This is a genomic window from Mesorhizobium sp. M0833 (genome assembly GCF_040319905.1).
Lineage (GTDB): Bacteria > Pseudomonadota > Alphaproteobacteria > Rhizobiales > Rhizobiaceae > Mesorhizobium.
On the sequence record NZ_JAMYOQ010000020.1, the window covers coordinates 1 to 20,778 of the forward strand.

A 20,778-nucleotide genomic window follows, 5' to 3' on the forward strand; every position below is an offset into this window, starting at 1 on the left:
GCCAAGCTCAACTGGCCCATCTGCTTCACTGCCATCGCGATTCCCTCCGACCTTCGTCTCAGAGAATCACAATCAGCGAATTACGCAACAGGCCCACAAGGGGAGACGGGAAGACATCGTCCTACTCCGCCGTGCCTTCCTCGTACTCCGCCGACATCGACAGCCATTTTTCCTCATGGCCGGCCAGCTGTTGCGCGAGTTGTGAGCGCTCCTTGGCCAGCCTTGTCGCGGTCGAGGGGTCCTTTTCGTAGACGGCCGGGTTGGCGAGTTCGTCCTCGATCAGGTCGATGCGCTTGCGGAGGCGGTCCATCAGCGCTTCGGTGGCGCGGATTTCCTTGGCCAGCGGCTCGAAGGCGGCGCGGCGCGCGGCTGCATCGCGGCGGCGGTCGGCCTTCGACGCTTTGTCCGCCTCGCGCTTGCCGCGGCGGTCGCCGGAGACGCCGGTGACCAGCGTCTTGTAATCCTCGAGATCGCCGTCATACGGATTGACCGCGCCGTCCTTGACCAGCCACAGCCGGTCGGCGGTCGCTTCGAGCAGATGGCGGTCATGCGAAATCAGTATGACGGCGCCGGGAAAATCGTTCAGCGCATGGATCAGCGATTCACGGCTGTCGATGTCGAGATGGTTGGTCGGTTCGTCGAGGATGAAAAGGTTCGGCCCCTCGAAGGCCGACAGGCCCATCAGGAGCCGCGCCTTTTCGCCGCCGGACAGATCCTTGGCGGCGGTATTCATCTTTTCGGTGGTCAGGCCGAACTGGGCGACGCGGCCGCGCACCTTGGATTCCGGCGCATCCGGCATCAGCCGGCGGACATGCTCATAGGCGTTTTCGTCGGGCCTGAGGTCGTCGAGCTGGTGCTGGGCGAAGATTGCCACCTTCAGCCCGGGCGCCACCGTCATGCTGCCGGTCTCCGGCTTCAGCCGGCCGGCCAAAAGCTTGGCGAAGGTCGACTTGCCGTTGCCGTTGGCGCCGAGCAGCGCGATGCGATCGTCGGCATCGATGCGCAGCGACATCTTCTTCAGGATCGGCTCGCCCTCGGTGTAGCCGACGTTGACGTTGTTGAGCGCAATGATCGGCGAGGCCACCGTCTTCACCGGCTCCGGAAAGGAGAATGGCCGCACCGTGTCGTTTACGATCGCGGCGATTGGCTTCATCTTCTCCAGCGCCTTGATGCGCGACTGCGCCTGCCTCGCCTTCGATGCCTTGGCGCGGAAGCGCTCGACGAAGGATTCCATGTGCTTGCGCGCGGCTTCCTGCTTGACGCGGCCCTTCTCCTGCAATTCGCGCTGCTCGGTGTATTGGCGCTCGAACTGGTCGTAGCCGCCGCGCCAGAAGGTCAGCTTCTTCTGGTCGAGATGAACGATCGAATTGACGGCGCGGTTGAGCAGGTCGCGATCGTGCGAAATCAGCAGCACGGTATGCGGGTATTTCGATACGTAGTTTTCCAGCCAGAGCGTGCCTTCGAGGTCGAGATAATTGGTCGGCTCGTCGAGCAGCAGCAGATCGGGCTCGGCAAACAGCACCGCGGCCAGCGCGACGCGCATGCGCCAGCCGCCGGAGAAGGACGAGGCCGGGCGCCGCTGCGCGGCATCGTCGAAGCCAAGGCCGGCGAGAATGGTGGCCGCGCGTGACTCGGCCGAGTGCGCATCGATATCGGCCAGCCGCATGTGGATGTCGGCGATGCGGTGCGGGTCGGTCGCCGTCTTTTCCTCTTCGAGCAGGGCACTCCGTTCGAGGTCGGCCTTGAGCACGATCTCGATCAGCGGCTCCTCGGTGCCCGGCGCTTCCTGCGCGACCTGGCCGATGCGCGTGTTTTTGGGCAGGCTGACCGAGCCGGTCTCGGAGGCGAGGTCGCCGGTGATCGCCTTGAACAGGGTCGTCTTGCCGGTGCCGTTGCGGCCGACAAGGCCAGCCTTGCTGCCGGCCGGCAAAGTCAGTGAGGCATGGTCGAGAAGCAGGCGTCCGGCCATGCGGAGCGAAAGGTCGTTGATGATCAGCATGGCCGGGCTTTTGCACGGGACAACCATGCTTCGCAAGGCCTTGAGCCCCGGTTCGCCGCATAAGGCGCGAAAACCGGCAAGCAGGTGACGTCGACCCCGCGCGCCGCAACGTCCCGCAAAACGCAAAAAAGAACCCGCTATCCTGAGGGGTTGACAAGGAGAGCGGGCCCTTTCGTGAACGGCGGCCTTGGGAGCGTCCGATCGACACCCAAACACGCAGCAGCCCGCTTTGTTCCATGGGAGGAACGGACTATGTGATGAACAAACGCTGCTGTGGCCGGCAGGTTTGTCCACAGGGTCGTGCCGTCTGTACGCTGTCGACCATGACGCTGCGGAAAGACTCAGCTATCCTTGGATGTGCGGCGGGCCTGATCTCCGCCTGGCCGGCGCCATCAGCTTCCTCCCAAGCGGCGCCGGCCACCTTCCTTGACCGGAGCCGACTCCATTTGAGGCGGTCATTGTTTCGGCGGCGTGCCGGGCTGATCGCCGCCGGTCGTCGATTTCGGCACCGGATTCTTGTCGACCTGCGGGTTCTGCTCGACGGTATCGCTAGGGGCCTTGGTCGGCTGGATGTTGTTGTCGCAACCCGCAACGGTCAGCGCTGCCACAAGCAGCAGGATTGAGCGCTTTTTCATCGCAGTCTCCTCTCGCCCGACAACGAGGCGTCGGCGATTTGGTTGCGCGATCGGTGTCGTTCCCGCATTCGCCGAGCAGTCGGGGAACAAAATGCCGCGTCTCCGGTTGCTCCAGAATCAATGGAGGAAGCCATGATCCGTCTGCTTATCGCCGGGGCAATCGTCTATGTTGCCTATCGCGTCGCCAAGAAAGTGATCGACGAGGTGCCCGACGATTTCGATCCGCTGCTGCTGCCGCCACCAGAAGACGATCGCGAGGCGCTGCGGCGGCAATCGGCAAGGATGGGCGTCGAGCCCGGGCGTTAGTCAACAGGCCTGCCCCGCAAGGCTTCTTCGTTCACGAGCCCTGCTCCGGCTCCGCAAACCGTTGCGAACAAAGCAGAAACGATGCTTGATGGGCGATGAACCTCGCCGCCCGTGATTCGTCCTTCCAGCCGGCCTATCTGGCAAAGCTCAACGCCGAGCAGCGGCTTGCCGTCGAACATGGCGACGGCAAGGTCGCGGGACCATTGCTGGTGATTGCCGGCGCCGGCTCCGGCAAGACCAACACGCTGGCGCACCGGGTCGCGCATCTGATCGTCAGGGGTGCCGATCCGCGCCGCATCCTCTTGATGACATTTTCCCGCCGTGCCGCGGCGGAAATGGCCAAGCGGGTCGAGCGCATCGCCGGCGAGGTGCTGGGCCGCGATGCTTCTGTCATCACCGATGCGCTGAGCTGGGCCGGCACGTTCCACGGCATTGGCGCCAGGCTGCTGCGTGATTATGCGCTGGAGATCGGTCTCGATCCGGCCTTCACCATCCACGACCGCGAGGATTCCGCCGACCTGATGAACCTCGCCCGCCACGAGCTTGGGTTTTCGAAGACCGAAGCCCGCTTCCCGACCAAGGGCACCTGCCTTGCGATCTATTCGCGTACCGTCAATGCACAGGCGCCGCTCGGCGAGGTGCTGGGTTCGGTGTTCCCGTGGTGCGCCGGCTGGGCCGAACAGCTGAAACAATTATTCGCCAGATATGTCGAGGCCAAGCAAGCGCAGAATGTGCTCGATTACGACGACCTGCTGCTCTACTGGGCACAGATGGCCGGCGAGCCGGAAATTGCCGCGCATCTGGGTGCGCGTTTCGATCATGTGCTGGTCGATGAATACCAGGACACCAACCGGCTGCAGGCATCGATCCTGACGGCGCTCAAGCCCGACGGATCGGGGCTGACGGTGGTCGGCGACGACGCGCAGTCGATCTATTCGTTCCGCGCCGCGGAAGTGCGCAATATCCTGGATTTTCCCAAGCAGTTCGCGCAGCCGGCGGAAGTCGTCATGCTGGAGCGCAACTACCGCTCGACCGAGACCATCCTGGCGGCCGCCAATGCGGTGATCGGCGAAGCGTCGGAACGTTTCACCAAAAATCTCTGGACCGAGCGCAAATCGGCGGAAAAGCCGAAGCTGGTGAGCGTGCGCGACGAGACCGAGCAGGCGAGCTATGTCTGCCAGGCGATACTCACCGAGCGCGAGGCCGGCACCGTTCTCAAAGCCCAGGCGGTGCTGTTTCGAGCCTCGCACCATAGCGGCCCGCTGGAGATCGAGCTGACGCGCCGCAACATCCCCTTCGTCAAGTTCGGCGGGCTGAAATTTCTCGATGCAGCTCACGTCAAGGACTTGCTGGCCGTGCTGCGCTTTGCCGAAAACCCGCGCGACCGCGTCGCCGGCTTTCGCGTGCTGCAACTTCTGCCGGGCATCGGCCCTTCGGCCGCCAATGCGATCGTCGAGACCATGGCGACGTCGCTCGACGAGACCATGGGGCTTGCCCGCTATCGGCCGCCGCAGCGTGCCGCCGACGACTGGCCGGGCTTTGTCGCGCTCTATTGCGGCCTGCGCGCCGGCGCGCAAAAATGGCCGGCCGACCTTGAGCAGGTCAGGCTCTGGTACGAGCCGCATCTGGAACGCATCCACGAGGATGCAACGACGCGCCGGGCCGATCTCCTGCAGCTCGAGCAGATCGCTTCCGGCTATGCCTCGCGCGAGCGCTTCCTCACCGAGCTGACACTCGATCCGCCTGACGCGACCAGCGACGAGGCTGGCCCGCCGCACCGCGACGAGGATTATCTGATCCTGTCGACGATCCATTCGGCCAAGGGCCAGGAGTGGAAAAATGTCTTCGTGCTCAACACCGTCGACGGTTGCATCCCGATCGATCTCGGCGTCGGCAGCAAGGAGGACGTCGACGAGGAGCGGCGGCTGCTCTACGTGGCGATGACGCGGGCCAAGGACAGCCTGCACCTGGTCATGCCGCATCGCTTTTACGTCCACGGCCAGGCGGCGCGCGGCGACCGCCATGTCTATGCCTCGCGCACGCGCTTCATCCCGCGCTCGATCCTAGGCGCCTTCGAACAGGTGGCTTGGGCCGGCGTCCAGGCCCCGGACGATCCGCGCCGCCAGCCGCAGGTGCGCGTCGACCTCGGCGCCCGCATGCGTGGCATGTGGAAATAGGCATCCGCCTCGCCGCTGGCGCCGCTCTCCCGGCGACCGCTCCCGGAGCCAGCGAAAAAACAATCCCGGCAACATGGAACCTCGCGCCGTGACCCGCGTTTCTGCCCGACCCCCAGACCGGAGAACGGCGTCCGCCGTGACCTCCGCCCATTCGAGAGGCCAGAATGCACGACAGGACGTTTTCCACTCCGGTTGCCCTAACCGTTGGCGCCGGCTACAAGCGTACGATCGCTTCGTTCTCCGAGATGCACGAATTCCTGACCGAGTTCCCGCCTTCGCGCCGGCGGCTGAGCTATGGCGCCGCGGTAAAGGCCTGCGAGGCGGCACGTGCCGGCGATATCTCGGCCGAAGCGGCACGCGACGCTCTGATCACCTTCGCCGTGACGGCAGGCATCCTCTGGCCGGCCGCCCAGCCGGCGGTCTCGGTCAAGCCGGTCGCCCGGGGCCTCGGCGGCTACGCCGCCTGACCGAAACGACCATCAATGGACCGTCATCGGGCCGCCGCCCGGCGGGTCGCCCGTTGCCGCGGGTTCGAAACTGACCTGATCGCGGCCGTTCGATTTGGCCTTGTAAAGGTGCTTGTCCGCCATCACAAACCATCTCGGCGTAGGTGGTCGGCCCGCTGAAGGCGACGCCGCCGATGCTGACCGAGAGAGGACAGGGCCGGCCGTCAGGCGAGAACTCCGCCTCACGGACGCGTCGGCGAATTGTCTCCGCCACCAGCCAGGACTGCGAAGGATCTGCGCCGGGAAGGAAAACGGCAAATTCCTCGCCGCCGATCCGGCCGACGATATCGGCGCCGCGTAGCTGGCCCTGGATTGTCTTGGCGATCAGCTTGAGCGCCTGGTCTCCGCAGTCGTGGCCGAGGCGGTCGTTGACGGATTTGAAATGATCGGCATCGACGATCAGCAAGGCGCCGGCATTAACGACAGAATGGCTGCGGGCCTGTTCGAGATAGGCCTCGACGAGCATGGCAAACGCACCCCGGTTGAACACCGCCGTCAGGCTGTCGGTCGCCGCGACGACGGCCAGTGCCTTCTGCGCGATCGCCAGCTGGCGCATTTTCCACATCAGGAAAAAGAAGAACGAGCTGGCCAAAATAAGCGGCAGCAGCAGGTCGGTCAGCTGCGCCCGCCACAGCGCTTCCGGCGACAAATATGGGAAATTGAAAGAATCGACGAGGAATGCGGCTGCAATGCAGACCGCCGTGCCCGCGACGGTAACCGCCACGACCCTGCCCCAGCTCGTCGGGGACAAATCGATCTGCATGCTTTTGCTCCTGCTTCAGCCGGCTACCTTGAAGCAACAGCACAAACGAAGTCCTAAGACTTTGCTTTCAATTCGATCGCAGTCGAAGCGAACCAGCCGTCGAGATGGCGGCCAGATAAGAAGATCGGTCCTAAATCAGCTGCCTTCTGATGCTCATCCGCGTCACCGCGGTCACAAGAATGGCGCCAATCATGAAATAGATGGTCGCGACGATGTCGCCCTGGTGGAAATAATAGCCGGAGTTGAGAAGCGCCAGGACCACGGCGAAGAACGCCACAAGGCGCAAGGGTTCATTGGGCATGCGTGCCAATTCTCGCTGTTGCTGCTGAATGCTGCTGAAGCGGCCGCCCTCACGACCGTCCGCTCCATAAAATGTTTTGGCGCGTTTTGCAATCTCGGCAGATCGTCCTCTATCCACCGTCCGCTTCACCAGCCGCCCCAGGTTCAGGCGAAAGCCCTGCCCTCGCTGCGCTGGAACATCGTCAGGTCCAGTCCGAGGCTTGGCTTGCCCAGAATTGTCAGGATCGCATGCGCCTGGCCGCGGTGGTGGGTCTGGTGGTTGAAGAAGTGGTCGAGCGCCGGCGCCAGCCGCTGCGAGACGGTGCGCATATCCGAGACGGTCATGTAGGAGAAGCGGCCCGACAGCGCCTTGTCGCTCAGGCCGTCGACCCAGTCGATGATCCGTTTGTCCTCGGCCTCGCGCGCCAGCCGCAAGCCTGGCAAGGCGCGGTGCAAGATCGTGTCGAGCCTTGCCGGCGCGTCGCCCTCGCCGGTGAAGCGTTTCATCCAGATACGGTCGGCTGCCAGGAGGTGGTTGAGCGTTCCCATCATCGAACCGAAGAAGACGCCGACATTGCGGTCGAACTCTTCCTCGTCGAGATCGGCGGCGGCATCGTAGATGCGGCCGTTGGCCCATTGATTGTAGGCCGCAAACATCCTGAAATGCTGTTTCATTCTTCTCTCGACCCGCGAGACCCTGTTTCGCGCGGGTCTGTTTCCGCCATAGTTAGACTGCAAGGACGCTGCCGCCAATGACCATTCTGCTCTACGACCTTGTCGGACGCGACGCCGCCCGCCCATTCAGCTCACATTGCTGGAAGGCGGCGATGGCGCTGGCCCACAAGGGGCTCGACATCGCCAGCGTGCCGACCCGTTTCCTCGAAGTGCCGAAGGTGGAAGGCGGCGTCTCGAAGCTCGTTCCGGTGATCCGCGACGGCGAGACGGTGGTCGCCGATTCCTTCGCCATCGCGCTCTATCTCGAGGAGACCTATCCCGAGCGGCCGACATTGTTTTCCGGCGACGGCGGTAAGGCGACGGCGCGCTTCATCGAACGCTGGTCGCAGCTGACCATCCATCCCTACGTCACCACCGCGGCGCTACTGGACCTGCATGCCATGCAGGACGAAGCGAACGCCGCCTATTTCCGGCAGAACCGCGAGCAGCGCTTCGGCAGGTGCCTGGAGGCGGTTTACGCCACCCGCGACGCCGGGCTCGCCGGCTTCCGCGCCTCGCTGGAGCCGCTCCGCTCGATGCTCGGCTATCAGCCCTTCATTGGCGGCCCGTCGCCGCTATTTGCCGATTACATCGTTTTCGGCGCGCTGCAATGGGCGCGTATCGCCACGCCCTACCGGCTGCTCGACGACAGCGATGTCGTGGCTCAATGGTTCGAACGATGCCTCGATCTGCATGGCGGCCTCGGCCGCACGGTCGCGGCCGCAGCGATCGCCCCGCTCGAGAGTTGAAATCGGCAGTTTCATCGGCAACGCCACATTTTGTTCTTGCTTTGTGCCGGCAGCTATGCTACTAATCTGGGTATGGTGCTAATTGGCTCCAACGACCCGCCCGGCTTGCCGAGGCGGGTTTTGTTTGCCGATCAAGGTCCAACGGCGTAGATCGCGGCAATGTCGTCCGGCCTCGGCTAAAGCGCCTCGCGTTCGACCGACCTCATGTGACCCGCTTTAGGTTCGTGTTTTGATGCATGTCGTTACCGCAAAACCGCTGCACACCCTCGGGTCAAGCCCGAGGGCATGCTTTGGCGCGACATGCATTGGAATTCCCGCCCGGCGAAATGCGACAATGCGGGTAGACGAAGTGTCGCTTGGAGGCGCCGCATCACTGCCCGGATCGAAGCAAACAAGACGAAAATCCGGCGAACCGGGCAACCATAACAAAGGCAGCGCGCCATGACCGCAAACCCAGAGTTCCCGGCCGACTTTCGCGCCGGGCTCGCCAAGCTCTTCCTGTGGCGGCGCGACGTCAGGCGGTTCAAGCCGACGCCGCTCCCGGAAGGGGCGCTGGAGCGGCTGCTCGAGCTTGCCAGCGCCGCGCCGTCCGTCGGGCTGAGCCAACCTTGGCGCTTCGTCATCGTCGAGAGCGAAACATGCCGCGCCGCCGTCAGGGCATGCTTCGAGCGCTGCAACGCGGAGGCACTCGCAAATTTTTGCGGTGAACGCGCCGCGCTCTATGGGCGCCTGAAACTTGCCGGCCTGAACGAGGCGCCCTGCCAGCTTGCAGTTTTCGCCGACCGCGCAACCGAGCAAGGGCATGGGCTTGGCCGCCAGACCATGCCAGCCACCATAGACTATTCCGCTGTCATGGCGGTCCACACGATGTGGCTGGCGGCGCGCGCCGAGGGAATAGGCATGGGCTGGGTCTCGATCCTCGATCCGGCCGAGATGGCGACGATCCTGGACGTGCCGCCGGAGTGGACACTGATCGGTTACTTCTGCATCGGCTACCCCAGCGAGAACCACAGCGTGCCGGAACTGGAACGGGAAGGCTGGGAAACGCGGCGGCCGTCTATCGTGACAAGGCGGTAGTGGAATGGCGGCGCTGCCTTCCTCCTTGCGGGGAAGAATGACTCCTCCCCTGCAGGGCTGTGGATATCATGGATGGTTCGCCGATCGTCAGCATTGCCAGCAAGACACCATGGCAAAGCCAGTCGTGAAGGCCTTGACCTGAGGAAGTGCATAGAATGTTTCGCTACGATATGCAGGCCGAGATCTGGGTCTATCCGGGCAAGGGCGGCTGGCATTTCGTGACCCTGCCGCCCGAGCTTGGAGCTCGGATCAAGACGGCGATGGTGGGGATCGCAAGGCCTTGGGGCTCGCTTGGCGTGGAGGCCGTCATCGGCCAGACCAGATGGCGAACATCGCTGTTTCCCGACAAGAAATCCGGCAGCCTGCTCTTGCCGATCAAGACTGCGGTGCGGGTCCGCGAAGGCCTAGGGGCTGGCGACACGGCCAACCTGACGATCGAGATGCAGTTATGACGACGTCGGGTCAGGCTGACGACGACGCGCTATAGGGCGGCCAGTCTGTCGGATCCAAAGTGGGTACCGGTTGTCGGAAAATCCGATGCTCAACAAAAAGATGAGCGGCGGCATGGTTCGACTTGAAAGTCCGCCGCCCCAGCGCAGAAATGCGCGCTGCGCCGGCCTCCCCTTGGCAAGGCGGCAGGCGGCTTGTATAGAGCCCGCCACCCTCAATTCCACTCTCCATCACAAGGACGACCCCATGGCGCTCGAACGCACCTTTTCCATGATCAAGCCGGACGCGACCCGTCGCAATCTCACCGGCGCTATCACCAAGATACTGGAAGATGCCGGCCTGCGCGTCGTCGCTTCGCGCCGGGTGTGGATGAGCCGCCGCGAGGCGGAAGGTTTCTATGCCGTGCACAAGGAACGTCCGTTCTTCGGCGAGCTGGTCGAATCCATGTCGTCGGGCCCGACAGTCGTGCAGGTACTGGAAGGCGAGAACGCCATTGCCAAGAACCGCGAAGTGATGGGCGCCACCAATCCGGCAAGCGCCGCCGAAGGCACTATCCGCAAGCTGCACGCACTGTCGATCGGCGAGAACTCCGTGCACGGTTCCGATGCGCCGGAAACCGCCGCGCAAGAGATCAAATACTGGTTCTCGGATACCGAGATCGTCGGCTAAGCCGGCATCCGAACCCCATCAAAAAGGCCGGCGCAACGCCGGCCTTTTTCGCTAAAGCCCGTCGCGTTCGACCGGTCTCATGCGATGCACTTCAGGTTCTTGTTTTGATGCATGCCGGTATCGCAAAACCGCTGCACGCTGCTGCGCGATATGCAGTAGCGGACATTTTCAGCTTCAGGCTCCTCGACGGGTCACCGGTGCGTTAAGCTCGGAGGGCGGATCAAACGCCGTCCCGACAATGAGGATTTTGGGGAGCCGACAAGGCCATGACCAGCGCCATTCCCGGCTTCTTCCAGGGCACCGAAATGCCAACCAGCGGCTGGTGGGAAGCGCTGTGGCCCGAGCCTGCCAGCGTCCTGGCGGCAGTAGGCATGAAGCCCGGCACGGACGTGGTCGATCTCTGCTGCGGCGACGGCTGGTTCACGCTGCCAATCGCCAGGGTCGCCCGTCATGTAATCGCCATCGACATCGATGCAGATATGCTCGAAGTCGCCAGGCGGCGGCTGACCGAAGGAGGCGCGAGCAATTGCGAGTTTGTGGCGGGCGACGCCTATGAGCTTGCCGGGCTGGTTCCTCAAACCGTCGACTTCGTTTTCATGGCTAACGCTTTCCATGGCGTTCCGGACCGGCCGCGCCTTGCCCGCGCGGTGCGGACGACGCTTGGCCCTGACGGTCGTTTTGCCATCGTCAACTGGCACCAGTATCCGCGCGAGCAAACCACGGTCTTGGGCGAGCCGCGCGGGCCAAAGACCGAGCTGAGGCTGTCACCCGAACAAACCACCGCGGCGTGGAAGCGAGCGGGTTCAAGCTCGCCGAGCTGGTTGATGTGCCGCCCTATCACTATGGCGCGGTATTCAAACTCGCGACAACTTGAGAATGCCGGGCGTATGCGGCTTTGTCGCTAGGATGCGTGTCGCCCGCCGCCCCCTAGCGGCGGGTTCTGCCAGTCTATTTCGCCTGGCGTTCCTTCACGTTCGCATGTTCGTTCGCCGCTTCCGTGTCGGTGGCCGGCGTCTGTGTATCGTGACCGGTGAACGGGCTGCCCTGCCCGGGCGCGAGATCGCCGCTATGACCAGCCTTGTTGGTCTGGAAAGGCTGGCTGTCAGGACTGAGACCATGCTGAAGTGCATCGAACAGATGGTCGTCCGCCTTGGCAAGGCCGGTAAAGGCAAGGAGCGATGCACCGGTGGCGGCAAGGATAAGCGTGTGCGTTTTCATGTCTGGACTCCTTTGAGTTAAGGCCAGAACGAGCCGCAGCCATTCTGGCGGCTTCAACGAAGGGACAAACGTCCCTTTTGCCTTACCCGCCATTTTATGTGGAACTAACGCGCCCTCTGCCCGGCCTATTCCCGCTGAAACACATCGTGATCGACATGCGGCTGCCGCGCGGGCCAATCGGCGCGGACTAAGCGCTAGCTCGCGGCATTGAAGCGCAGGATGTCGCGGCCGTCTCTGTCGGCGATGACAAGCTTGCCGGCGTCGACGTGGTAGGATGCTGCTTTGGCCAGCGCCTCGAACAGCGCCTTTTCCTCGGCCATGACCTGAGGCGCGCAGGCCTTAAAGGTCGAGCCGATGTCGCTGATAGCGATCGTCGAGCCGTTTATCCTGGCGGTGGCGAAATAGACGTTGCAAGGGCCGCTGCCGCCGGCCTTGCCGGCTTCGCTGATGCGGAATGTCGCCCGCGGCTCGGCAATCACGCCGATGCCGTCGATATATTCGACCAGCCAGCTTTGGCCGAACACGGAAGGTGCCGCCGGCTCGTCGCCTGGCGCCGCCATTTTCAGCATGATGGTCTGTGGCGCGTCGCTGAGCGGGTCGACCTGATGGCGCGTATCGGTGACGAATAGCAGCCGGTCATGGACAGTGATGCGCGCCTGCAGCGCGTAGGTCATATCAGGCCGGATCACCCGCGGGTCGAAGCTGATCTCGAACTTGATCGGCACCTGGCCGGCCGGCACCACCTTGCGCTCGCCGATCATTGCGGCCGGCGCGTCGGTCAGCGACACGTCGGCAAGCTGCACGGAAAGCACGGCATTGGGCGGCAGCGCGATGCGCTCGCGATACATCACCTCGCCCTTGAGGGTCTTTTCGGCAGCCACGGAACGATCCGGAACGGCAAGTATGCCAACGGCCAGCGGCACCAGTCCGAAGATGAAGAACTCGGCGATCCTGTCCAGCATGATCCTGCTCCCCTTCCGGCAAAGGGTTTCGCAGGATTGCGGTCAATGAATGGCCGGCGGCGTATGGGCATGGCTGTCCCAGGAATTTATTTGGACGGCGGGGCGCTTCCAGCGGCCCGCCGCCTTGTCGTCGGCCTTCTTGGCCGCTCCGCAAACTCTGTTCAGTCCACGCTCGGCCAAGCCTCAGACGATCACGAATTCGTGTTCCCAACAGAGGTAACACGGCGGGCGTCCGGACCGAACTGACCAATGCACGCTGAGGAGAGTGCGCCTGAAACCCAACCGGAGGTGAAATCATGTCAACGAGATCAACCGTGAGCGCGGCCTTACTGGCCAGCGCCGTTGCCACGGCTCTTGCTTCTTTTGCGACGGCCGCGCCGCTGACCGAGGCACAGGTCAAGGCAGCGATGGATGCCGGCAAGGAGAAGTGCTTTGGCGTCGCCTTGAAGGGACAGAATGACTGCAAGGCAGGCCCGGGGACCACCTGCCAAGGCACCTCGACCGTCGACTACCAAGGCAACGCCTGGAAGTTCGTCGACGGCGGCACCTGCACGACGATGGACCTGCCCGGCGGCCGCAAGGGCTCACCCACCGAGCTGACTCGCGACGTCCCGTCGTAAGCGATGCACCATGCCGGAAAGCGGCGATGACGATGAACGAACCGACTCGTCCAGCATCCCGCACGTCGAAGACCTCGCGCTTTCCGGCGCACCCGGTCGCCGGCCTTGCCGGCACCAGTTTCAAGCATGAGCATCTATCCGCAATCCTCGGCGACGGCCCCGTAAGCGGCTTCTTCGAGGTTCATGCGGAAAACTACATGGGCGCCGGCGGCGCGCCGCGCGACGCGCTCGCCCGCATCCGCCGCAATTATCCCGTCTCGCTGCATGGCGTATGCACGTCGATCGGCGGCCCGCAGCCGCTCGACAAGATGCATCTCGGTCGGTTCAAGGCGCTGGTCGACCGCTACGAGCCGGCGCTCGTTTCAGAGCATCTCGCCTGGTCGACCCACGACACCACCTATTACAACGACCTGCTTCCCCTGCCCTACACGCCGGCAACGGTTTCGCGCGTGGCGGATCACATCGATGAGCTCCAGGGCGCGATCGGCCGCCCGATCCTGCTCGAGAATCCTTCGACCTATGTGCTTTTTCCGGAATCGACGATGAGTGAGACGGATTTCATCCGCGAGCTGGTTCGGCGTAGCGGCTGCGGCCTGCTGCTCGACGTCAACAACGTCTTCGTCTCGGCCACCAATCACGGCTATTCGGCACGTTCTTATCTCGCGGACTTCCCGCTCGAACATGTCGGCGAAATCCATCTGGCCGGGCACGCCAGGCAGGAGGACGACGAGGGCGACCTGCTGCTCATCGACAGCCATGACGGCCCGGTTGCCGACGCGGTCTGGAAGCTCTTCGATATCGTCATCGGCCGATGCGGGCCACTGCCGACGCTAATCGAATGGGACAGCAACATTCCCGAGTGGCCGGTGCTCAAGGCGGAAGCCGCCGCTGCCCAGGCCATCCTCGACCGTCATGCCGACGACTATTTCGGAAAAGCCCATGCCGCAGGATGAGCTCCAGTCGGGCGATCTCGGCCGCCGGTTTGACTATGCCGCGGCATTCACCGCCGGTTTGCTCGATCCTGACCGTGCCCCGCCTGACTCTGTTTCGGGGCCGAACGGGAAGGCTGCGATCAAGCGATATGCTGTCTACCGCAACAACGTCACGGTCAGCCTGATCGATGCGCTGGCCGCCAGCTTTCCAGCGACGCTGCGCATCACCGGCCCGGATTTCTTTCGCGCGATGGCGCGCTTTCACATCCGCGAAACGCCACCCACCTCGCCGCTTCTATTCGAATATGGCCGCGACTTTCCCGATTTCATCGAGCGCTACGAACACGCGCAGTCGATGCCGTGGCTGGCCGACGTGGCGCGCATCGAGCGGGCCTGGCTCGATGCCTATCATGCCGCCGACGCGGAGGCGCTGTCGGCTGAGGCACTGGCGTCGATCCCTCGCGAGAGGCTTGCCGACACCGTGCTGCGGCCGCATCCGGCGACGCGGATCGCGCGCTCCCGGTTCCCGGCAGTCACGGTCTTCGCGGCAAACCGGAACGACGCTCCTGTTGGGCCGATCCGGGCAACGGGCGCTGAAGATGCGCTGGTCACGCGGCCCGGCCTCGAGGTCTTCGTCCGCCACCTACCACCCGGCGGCGCAGTATTTATCTCGCATCTGGTCGCGGGCGAGTCGCTCGGCGCAGCGGCCGCGGCAGCGTTTGCGGAGAGTGCCGAATTCGAGCTTTCCGCCAACATTGCCGGCGTGCTGGAAGCGGGAGCCTTCACGACGGCACATCAGGAAAGGTGAGCACGATGAGCGAAAGGCAGAACGCGAGCACCGAACCGCGAGGGGTCGCCGCTCTCGTCGAAAGGCTGAATGCCGCCCTGCGCACGATCGCGACGCCATCGCTGACGCAGCTTGTCCTGCGCTGCGCCCTCGCTGTCCCGTTCTGGCGGTCCGGCGTCAACAAATGGGACGGTTTTCTACAGTTGAACGATGTCGCAGTGCTGCTTTTCAGCTCGGAACTCAAATTGCATCTGCCGGGCGGTCCTTATGATTTTCCGGCACCCGCGCTGGTGGCGTTCGCTTCAGGGTCAGCGGAGATCGTGTTGCCAGTTCTCCTTGTTATCGGCCTGGCGACACGACTGGCGGCATTAGGGTTGCTGCTGATGACGCTGGTCATCGAGTTCACCGTGCCGGACGGCTGGCCGCTGCACATTACCTGGGCGGCGATGGCGCTTGGCATCATGGCCTGGGGACCCGGCCGGATTTCCCTCGATCATCTGATCGGCACTGACAAAGGTTGAGGGCTCGCGGAAGCCTGGTCAGTCTCGCTTCCAGCGGCTCGCCGCCTTGTCGTCGGCCTCCTTGGCGTCGACCCAGCCGCCTTCGGAACCGTCGCTATGGTGTTCCTTTTTCCAGAACGGCGCCCGTGACTTCAAATAATCCATCAGGAAATTCGCGGCGTCGAACGCCGCCTGCCGGTGGGCGGAAGCGGCCACCACCAGCACGATGTTTTCGCCCGGCGCGATCTTGCCGTGGCGATGGATGACGGTGAGCCCCTGCAGCGGCCAGCGCTCGATTGCCTCGCCGGCGATGCGGGATATCTCGGCTTCGGCCATGCCGGGATAATGTTCGAGCTCGAGCGCGGAGAGCCTGCCTTGCTCGTCGCGGCAGAGGCCGGAGAAGGTCACCACAGCGCCGATGTCGTTGCGACCCCTGGTCAGCCTGGCGATCTCGGCGGCGACGTCGAAATCCTCCGCCTGGATACGCACGACAGGCACCACCGCGGACATGGTTCAGCCACCGGTCATCGGCGGGAACAGCGCGATCTCGCGCGCGCCGGCGATCTTTTCGCGGTGCTCGACATGTTCCTGGTTGATGGCGACGCGGATCACGTCAGGATATTGCAGCGCGTGCTCGTATTCCTCGCCGCGCGATTTCAGCCAGCGCAACAGGTCGGCGACCGTTTCGATGCCGGCCGGCAACTCGACGTCTTCTTCCGGTCTGCCGATCCGCTCGCGCACCCAGGCGAAATAAATAAGCTTCGTCGACATGCTACTCGTCCATGATGTGCTTGAGGCCGGCGCGGAAATAGTCGTAGCCAGTGTAGAGCGTCACCAGGGCGGCGATCCACAGCAGCACCAGCCCGGTCTGGGTGGTCAGCGGAAAGAGCTTGTCGCCGGCCGGGCCCGCAAGCAGGAAGGCGATGGCGATCATCTGGATGGTGGTCTTCCATTTGGCGAGCTGCGTCACCGGCACCGAGACCTTCAAAGCCGCCAGATATTCGCGCAGGCCCGAGACCAGGATCTCGCGGCACAGGATGATGATCGCCGCCCATAGCGACCAGCCGGCGATGCCGGCATGGCGGTCGGTGTCGGCGGCAAGCAGCAGCAGGCAAGTGGCGACCAGCAGCTTGTCGGCGATCGGGTCGAGCATCTTGCCGATGTTGGAGGTCTGCTGCCAGGCGCGCGCCAGATAGCCGTCGAAGTAATCGGTGATCGAGGCGAGCAGGAAAATGATGAGCGCCGACCAGCGGGCGAAGTCGCTCGATTTCAGATGACCCTCCAGGAAAAAGCACAGCACGACCAGCGGCACCGCCAGGATGCGGGCGTAAGTGAGCATGTTGGGCAGGTTGAACGCGCGCTGGGACATGTTTTGGGAACTCTTTCTGCCTGCTTAGTCAAATCAGAAGCGAATGTGGGGGGTCAACAGGCCAGAATCGATTAGCCAGCCGAAATATCGGCAATAAGTCTTAGCTCTCGTGAAAATGATTGTAGACCAATTTCGCCACCTGTTCGGAAATGCCGTCGACCTTGACCAAGTCCTCGACGGCGGCACGGCTGACCGCCTTGGCCGTACCGAAATGCATCAGCAGCGCGCGCTTGCGGGCCGGGCCGATGCCGCTGATCTCGTCGAGCGGGCTCTTGACCATCTCCTTCTTGCGGCGGGCGCGGTGCGAACCGATGGCGAAGCGATGGACCTCGTCGCGCAGCCGCTGGACGAAATAGAGCACCGGATCGCGAACGGGCAGCGAGAATGGGGCCCTGCCCTTGACGAAGAAGCGTTCGCGGCCGGCATCGCGGTCCTGACCCTTGGCGATGCCGATGGCGACAACGCGATCCTCGATGCCGAGATCGGCCAGGATCTTGCGCACCGCCGTCATCTGGCCCTGGCCGCCGTCGATGAGGATGACGTCGGGCCAGGCGGGGAAGCCGCCCGCGTCCTCGATATCGTCGCCCGGTTCGGTAGGGCTCGCCTCGCCCGTGCCCTCGGTTTGCGGGGCATCGCCATGTTCCTTCAACAGCCGCGAGAAGCGCCGCTGCATCACCTCGCGCATCATGCCGAAATCGTCGCCCGGCGTGATCTCGGTCGAGCGGATGTTGAACTTTCGATACTGGTTCTTCACAAACCCTTCCGGCCCGGCGACGACCATGGCGCCGACGGCGTTGGTTCCCATGATGTGCGAGTTGTCATAGACCTCGATGCGCACCGGCGGCTTTTCCAGGCCGAAGGTCTCGGCAAAGCCAGTGAGCAGCCGCGCCTGAGTTGAGGTTTCGGCCAGCCGCCGGCCGAGCGCTTCGCGCGAATTCTGCAGCGCATTGTCGGTCAGGTCCTTTTTCTCGCCGCGCTGCGGCACCGAGATCGACACCTTGCGGCCGGCCCGGGTGGAGAGCGCCTCCGCCAGCAATTCCTGGTCCTCGACGCCATGCGACAACAGGATGGTGCGCGGCGTCGGCTTGTCGTCGTAGAACTGCGCCAGGAACGATCCCAGCACCTCGCCGGCTTCGAGCGCCGGATCGGCCTTGGGAAAATAGGCGCGGTTGCCCCAGTTCTGGCCGGTGCGGAAGAAGAACACCTGGATGCAGACCTGGCCGCCCTCCTGATGGATGGCGAAGACATCGGCCTCGTCGACGGTCTGCGGATTGATGCCTTGATGGCTCTGCACATGCGACAGCGCCGCCAGCCGGTCGCGATAGATGGCGGCGCGTTCGAAATCGAGGTTCTCCGAAGCCTGCTGCATGGCGGCGGAGATCTCCGTCTTCACCTTCTGGCTGCGGCCGGAAAGGAAATCCTTCGCCTCGGCGACAAGCCTTGCATAATCGCCATGCGAGATTTCGCCGGTGCATGGGCCGGCGCAGCGCTTGATCTGGAACAAAAGGCAAGGCCGGGTGCGGTTCTCATAGAAGGAGTCGGTGCAGCTCCTGAGCAGGAAGGCGCGCTGCAGCGAGTTGATGGTACGGCCGACGGCGCCGGCCGAGGCGAAGGGGCCGAAATAGTCTCCCTTGCGTGAGCGCGCGCCGCGATGCTTGTAGATACCGGGCGAGACATGATCGCCGGTCAACAGGATATAGGGGAACGACTTGTCGTCGCGCATCAGCACGTTGAAGCGTGGCCGCAAGCGCTTGATGAGGTTGGCTTCAAGCAGCAGCGCTTCGATCTCGGTGCGGGTGACGACGAACTCCATCGTCGACGTCTCGCGCACCATGCGGCCGATGCGGCTGGTGTGGAACCGGCCTTGCGCGTAGCTGGTGACCCGCTTCTTGAGGCTGCGTGCCTTGCCGACATAGAGCACGTCGCCGGCGGCATTCATCATCCGGTAGACGCCGGGCGCATTGGGCAGCCGCTTGACCAGCGTCTGGATCACCTCGGCGCCGACCATGCCGTCGGCGTCGCCGGCATGCGGGGTCCAGTCGATGGCGGTGAAGGTGACGTCCGGACCGCCGGCCGCAGGCTCGACGACCTCTTCGGCCGCCTCGTCCTCGAGGTCGATTTCGGGCGGCAGGTCGTCGGCGCCACCGCGCGTTTTTTGTTTCTGGTCCATGGGGCTCATTCCGCCATGCCTGTCACATCGGGCGTCTGCCATGCAAGGTGCTGGCCGCCGTCGAGCGCAATCATCTGGCCGGTGACCGAGCGTGCCGCCCACAGATAACGGATGGTGGCACCGAATTCCGGCAATTCCGGGCCGCGTTTCAGGATCAGCCCGGCAATCTGGGCATCGAAATCGCTGTCGTGCTGGCGCGTGTTCTTCAAGGTCGGGCCAGGACCAATAGCGTTGACGCGGATGCGGGGACCCAGCGCCTGCGCCATCATCTCGGTCGACGCCCACAATGTCGACTTCGACAGCGCATAGGAAAAATAACGCGGCGTCGGGCGCCAGACGCGCTGGTCGATCATGTTGACGATCAGCCCCTCACTGTTCTGCGGCAAGGCCCGGGCGAAAGTCTGCGCCAACAGCGCCGGCGCCTTGACATGCACGGCGAAATGGCGATCCCAGGCCGGCCAGTCGAAATCCTCAACACTGTCGTGCTCGAACAGCGAGGCGTTGTTGACCAGCAGCGACACCGGCCCGAGCGCCGCCGCCGCGCGGCCGACAAGGTTGCCGACGGCATCCATGTCGGTCAGGTCGGCAGCAACCACGGCGGCCCGGCCATGTCGACCAAAATGACCACCGTTGATTTCGGCCGCGAGCGCCTCCGCCTCGGCCAGCGAGCGATTGCAGTGAATGGCGACGGCAAAACCATGCCCGGCAAGATCTTCGACGATCGCCCTGCCGATCCGCCTCGCCCCGCCCGTCACCAGTGCCGTCGCGGCGACCTTGCTCATCTGTCAATCCTTAATCCGATGCCGATTCCGACCTGCCGGGATAGCGCCGGCAAATTATGGCCCGCCAAGCGTTAAATCCCATTTCCACCTGGGGCAAGATTGTGGCAAAGTGGCCGGTGGGCGTTCTGGTTCGACCGGAATTCGGGCCAGCCCGTCCGCAATATAGGGCGCTGGAGCCCTTATACCAAGCCGTGTGCAGTGCAGCACGGCGAACCTGCTGACATTCGCTGTTGCGAAGATGCAACGTCAAGGTTCTGCCTCATTCGTGCCAGGGAATGACCCAAGTTCAGGTTCGCTTCAGCCGCATTTCGACACGACATTTGCAACCGTTGAACGCCGGATCCGTTTCATCCCCCGGACGGGTTGAGGGCGCTCATGAAAAACAAGCCTGTGTCCTGTGGCTTAAGGAGTAAAGAACAATGCAAGCCAATCTTAAATTTGCGCGACCGCTGGCGGTGGCGTTTGGGCTGTTCGCCCTCGGCGGAACTGCCTATGCCGCGGACGTGGTTCAGGAAGAGCCGCCGGCACCTGCCCCGATTGCAGAACTTCCGGTCGCATCCTGGGCCGGTCCCTATGCCGGTGTGAGCGTCGGCTACGGCTTCGCCGGCCATGCCAAAGCCAAAGACATTGGCGTCGACGTCGACACCAAGGGTTTTGTCGGCGGCGTCTTCGGCGGCTATAATTGGCAGCAGGAGAACTTCGTCTACGGTGCCGAAGCCGATATCGGCTACAACGGCGTCAAGGGCGACGATGCCGGCATCGAGGCCAAGGGTGGCTTCGAGGGCTCGCTGCGTGCCCGCCTCGGCTATGCCGTCAGCCCGGACATCCTGCTCTACGGCACCGCCGGTGGCGCGCTGAAGAACCAGAAGATTGAAGCTGCCGGCGTAAGCGACACCAACACGCAGTTCGGCTGGACAGCCGGCGTCGGTACCGACATCAAGATCACCGACAATGTGTTCGGCCGTGTCGAGTATCGTTACACGGACTTCGGCAGGAAGGACTTCGACGGTATCGGCAAAGTCAAGTCGACCGACAATCGCGTCACTTTCGGCGTCGGTATGAAGTTCTAAGTCGTCCAAGCCACGACACGAAAAAGCCGGGCCTCGCGCCCGGC

25 protein-coding genes are annotated in these 20,778 nt (G+C 63.6%); 13 read left to right on the plus strand and 12 right to left on the minus strand.

Annotated features, from left to right (window positions below; all coding sequences use genetic code 11):
• Positions 1-121 precede the first annotated feature (121 nt).
• Together NKH98_RS21590 and NKH98_RS21595 are read right to left on the minus strand one after the other, a co-directional pair.
• The gene (locus NKH98_RS21590) at positions 122-1,999 is read right to left on the minus strand and encodes an ABC-F family ATP-binding cassette domain-containing protein (RefSeq protein ID WP_352901486.1); all 1,878 of its coding nucleotides are present in this window, start codon (positions 1,997-1,999) and stop codon (positions 122-124) included.
• A 455-nt stretch (positions 2,000-2,454) separates the two neighbouring features.
• Positions 2,455-2,634, minus strand: a complete 180-nt coding sequence (locus NKH98_RS21595; protein WP_352901488.1) for a hypothetical protein — start codon at positions 2,632-2,634, stop codon at positions 2,455-2,457.
• Between the two features lie 132 nt (positions 2,635-2,766).
• On the opposite strand from NKH98_RS21595, the gene NKH98_RS21600 reads away from it, so the two are divergent.
• From NKH98_RS21600 to NKH98_RS21610, 3 genes are all read left to right on the plus strand, one after another.
• Positions 2,767-2,940, plus strand: coding sequence for a hypothetical protein (locus NKH98_RS21600; RefSeq protein ID WP_023719776.1), 174 nt, complete (start codon positions 2,767-2,769; stop codon positions 2,938-2,940).
• A gap of 95 nt (positions 2,941-3,035) precedes the next feature.
• On the plus strand, positions 3,036-5,117 hold the full coding sequence (locus NKH98_RS21605; RefSeq protein ID WP_352901491.1) for an ATP-dependent helicase: 2,082 nt from the start codon (positions 3,036-3,038) through the stop codon (positions 5,115-5,117).
• 164 nt (positions 5,118-5,281) lie between these two features.
• On the plus strand, positions 5,282-5,584 hold the full coding sequence (locus NKH98_RS21610; RefSeq protein WP_023677662.1) for a DUF982 domain-containing protein: 303 nt from the start codon (positions 5,282-5,284) through the stop codon (positions 5,582-5,584).
• On the opposite strand, the gene NKH98_RS21615 is transcribed toward NKH98_RS21610, so the two are convergent.
• From NKH98_RS21615 to NKH98_RS21625, 3 genes are all read right to left on the minus strand, one after another.
• A complete protein-coding gene (locus NKH98_RS21615; protein ID WP_352901494.1) occupies positions 5,544-6,386 on the minus strand; it encodes a GGDEF domain-containing protein in 843 nt (280 codons plus the stop codon). The two genes, NKH98_RS21610 and NKH98_RS21615, sit on opposite strands and share 41 nt — an antisense overlap.
• 130 nt (positions 6,387-6,516) lie before the next feature.
• A complete protein-coding gene (locus NKH98_RS21620; RefSeq protein WP_352452962.1) occupies positions 6,517-6,816 on the minus strand; it encodes a hypothetical protein in 300 nt (99 codons plus the stop codon).
• A 14-nt stretch (positions 6,817-6,830) separates the two neighbouring features.
• Positions 6,831-7,340 (minus strand): DinB family protein, encoded by a 510-nt coding sequence (locus tag NKH98_RS21625; protein ID WP_352649749.1) that lies wholly within the window; start codon positions 7,338-7,340, stop codon positions 6,831-6,833.
• Positions 7,341-7,417: 77 nt separating this feature from the next.
• Between NKH98_RS21625 and NKH98_RS21630 the strand changes: the two genes are divergently transcribed.
• From NKH98_RS21630 to NKH98_RS21650, 5 genes are all read left to right on the plus strand, one after another.
• Positions 7,418-8,128 (plus strand): glutathione S-transferase family protein, encoded by a 711-nt coding sequence (locus NKH98_RS21630; RefSeq protein ID WP_352901498.1) that lies wholly within the window; start codon positions 7,418-7,420, stop codon positions 8,126-8,128.
• 441 nt (positions 8,129-8,569) lie between these two features.
• A complete protein-coding gene (gene bluB, locus NKH98_RS21635) occupies positions 8,570-9,205 on the plus strand; it encodes a 5,6-dimethylbenzimidazole synthase (RefSeq protein WP_352507903.1) in 636 nt (211 codons plus the stop codon).
• Between the two features lie 155 nt (positions 9,206-9,360).
• Positions 9,361-9,657, plus strand: a complete 297-nt coding sequence (locus tag NKH98_RS21640) for a DUF1905 domain-containing protein (protein ID WP_352901501.1) — start codon at positions 9,361-9,363, stop codon at positions 9,655-9,657.
• A gap of 244 nt (positions 9,658-9,901) precedes the next feature.
• Positions 9,902-10,324: a nucleoside-diphosphate kinase gene (ndk, locus tag NKH98_RS21645; protein WP_023677669.1), complete on the plus strand. Its 423-nt coding sequence runs from the start codon at positions 9,902-9,904 to the stop codon at positions 10,322-10,324.
• 266 nt (positions 10,325-10,590) lie between these two features.
• Positions 10,591-11,229 carry a class I SAM-dependent methyltransferase gene (locus NKH98_RS21650; RefSeq protein WP_352901504.1) on the plus strand — a complete coding sequence of 213 codons (639 nt, stop codon included), beginning with the start codon at positions 10,591-10,593 and terminating at the stop codon, positions 11,227-11,229.
• 43 nt (positions 11,230-11,272) lie between these two features.
• On the opposite strand, the gene NKH98_RS21655 is transcribed toward NKH98_RS21650, so the two are convergent.
• The gene (locus tag NKH98_RS21655; protein ID WP_352901507.1) at positions 11,273-11,542 is read right to left on the minus strand and encodes a hypothetical protein; all 270 of its coding nucleotides are present in this window, start codon (positions 11,540-11,542) and stop codon (positions 11,273-11,275) included.
• 194 nt (positions 11,543-11,736) lie between these two features.
• Positions 11,737-12,504, minus strand: a complete 768-nt coding sequence (locus NKH98_RS21660) for a YbaY family lipoprotein (protein ID WP_352901510.1) — start codon at positions 12,502-12,504, stop codon at positions 11,737-11,739.
• A gap of 296 nt (positions 12,505-12,800) precedes the next feature.
• Here NKH98_RS21660 and NKH98_RS21665 point away from each other — a divergent pair, with 296 nt between their 5' ends.
• The 4 genes from NKH98_RS21665 to NKH98_RS21680 are packed head-to-tail and all read left to right on the plus strand — an operon-like array spanning position 12,801 to position 15,364.
• Positions 12,801-13,124 carry a BufA1 family periplasmic bufferin-type metallophore gene (locus tag NKH98_RS21665; RefSeq protein ID WP_352479258.1) on the plus strand — a complete coding sequence of 108 codons (324 nt, stop codon included), beginning with the start codon at positions 12,801-12,803 and terminating at the stop codon, positions 13,122-13,124.
• 26 nt (positions 13,125-13,150) lie between these two features.
• Entirely contained in the window at positions 13,151-14,077 is a 927-nt protein-coding gene (gene bufB, locus NKH98_RS21670) for an MNIO family bufferin maturase (protein ID WP_352901513.1), read from the plus strand.
• A complete protein-coding gene (locus NKH98_RS21675) occupies positions 14,064-14,864 on the plus strand; it encodes an HvfC/BufC family peptide modification chaperone (RefSeq protein ID WP_352507907.1) in 801 nt (266 codons plus the stop codon). Before bufB ends, NKH98_RS21675 begins: the two co-directional genes overlap by 14 nt.
• A gap of 5 nt (positions 14,865-14,869) precedes the next feature.
• Positions 14,870-15,364, plus strand: a complete 495-nt coding sequence (locus tag NKH98_RS21680; protein ID WP_352901516.1) for a DoxX family protein — start codon at positions 14,870-14,872, stop codon at positions 15,362-15,364.
• Positions 15,365-15,382: 18 nt separating this feature from the next.
• Here NKH98_RS21680 and NKH98_RS21685 read toward each other — a convergent pair whose 3' ends face one another.
• The 5 genes from NKH98_RS21685 to NKH98_RS21705 all read right to left on the minus strand — a co-directional run bounded on the left by NKH98_RS21685 (position 15,383) and on the right by NKH98_RS21705 (position 19,664).
• Positions 15,383-15,853 carry a molybdenum cofactor biosynthesis protein MoaE gene (locus NKH98_RS21685; RefSeq protein ID WP_352901519.1) on the minus strand — a complete coding sequence of 157 codons (471 nt, stop codon included), beginning with the start codon at positions 15,851-15,853 and terminating at the stop codon, positions 15,383-15,385.
• A 3-nt stretch (positions 15,854-15,856) separates the two neighbouring features.
• Positions 15,857-16,114 (minus strand): molybdopterin converting factor subunit 1, encoded by a 258-nt coding sequence (gene moaD, locus NKH98_RS21690; protein WP_352507910.1) that lies wholly within the window; start codon positions 16,112-16,114, stop codon positions 15,857-15,859.
• A 1-nt stretch (position 16,115) separates the two neighbouring features.
• Entirely contained in the window at positions 16,116-16,712 is a 597-nt protein-coding gene (gene pgsA / locus NKH98_RS21695; protein WP_254820290.1) for a CDP-diacylglycerol--glycerol-3-phosphate 3-phosphatidyltransferase, read from the minus strand.
• A 100-nt stretch (positions 16,713-16,812) separates the two neighbouring features.
• On the minus strand, positions 16,813-18,891 hold the full coding sequence (gene uvrC / locus NKH98_RS21700) for an excinuclease ABC subunit UvrC (RefSeq protein WP_352901522.1): 2,079 nt from the start codon (positions 18,889-18,891) through the stop codon (positions 16,813-16,815).
• Positions 18,888-19,664: an SDR family oxidoreductase gene (locus tag NKH98_RS21705; RefSeq protein ID WP_352507912.1), complete on the minus strand. Its 777-nt coding sequence runs from the start codon at positions 19,662-19,664 to the stop codon at positions 18,888-18,890. Before NKH98_RS21705 ends, uvrC begins: the two co-directional genes overlap by 4 nt.
• 419 nt (positions 19,665-20,083) lie before the next feature.
• On the opposite strand from NKH98_RS21705, the gene NKH98_RS21710 reads away from it, so the two are divergent.
• Positions 20,084-20,734, plus strand: a complete 651-nt coding sequence (locus tag NKH98_RS21710) for an outer membrane protein (protein ID WP_254820293.1) — start codon at positions 20,084-20,086, stop codon at positions 20,732-20,734.
• Positions 20,735-20,778 lie beyond the last annotated feature (44 nt).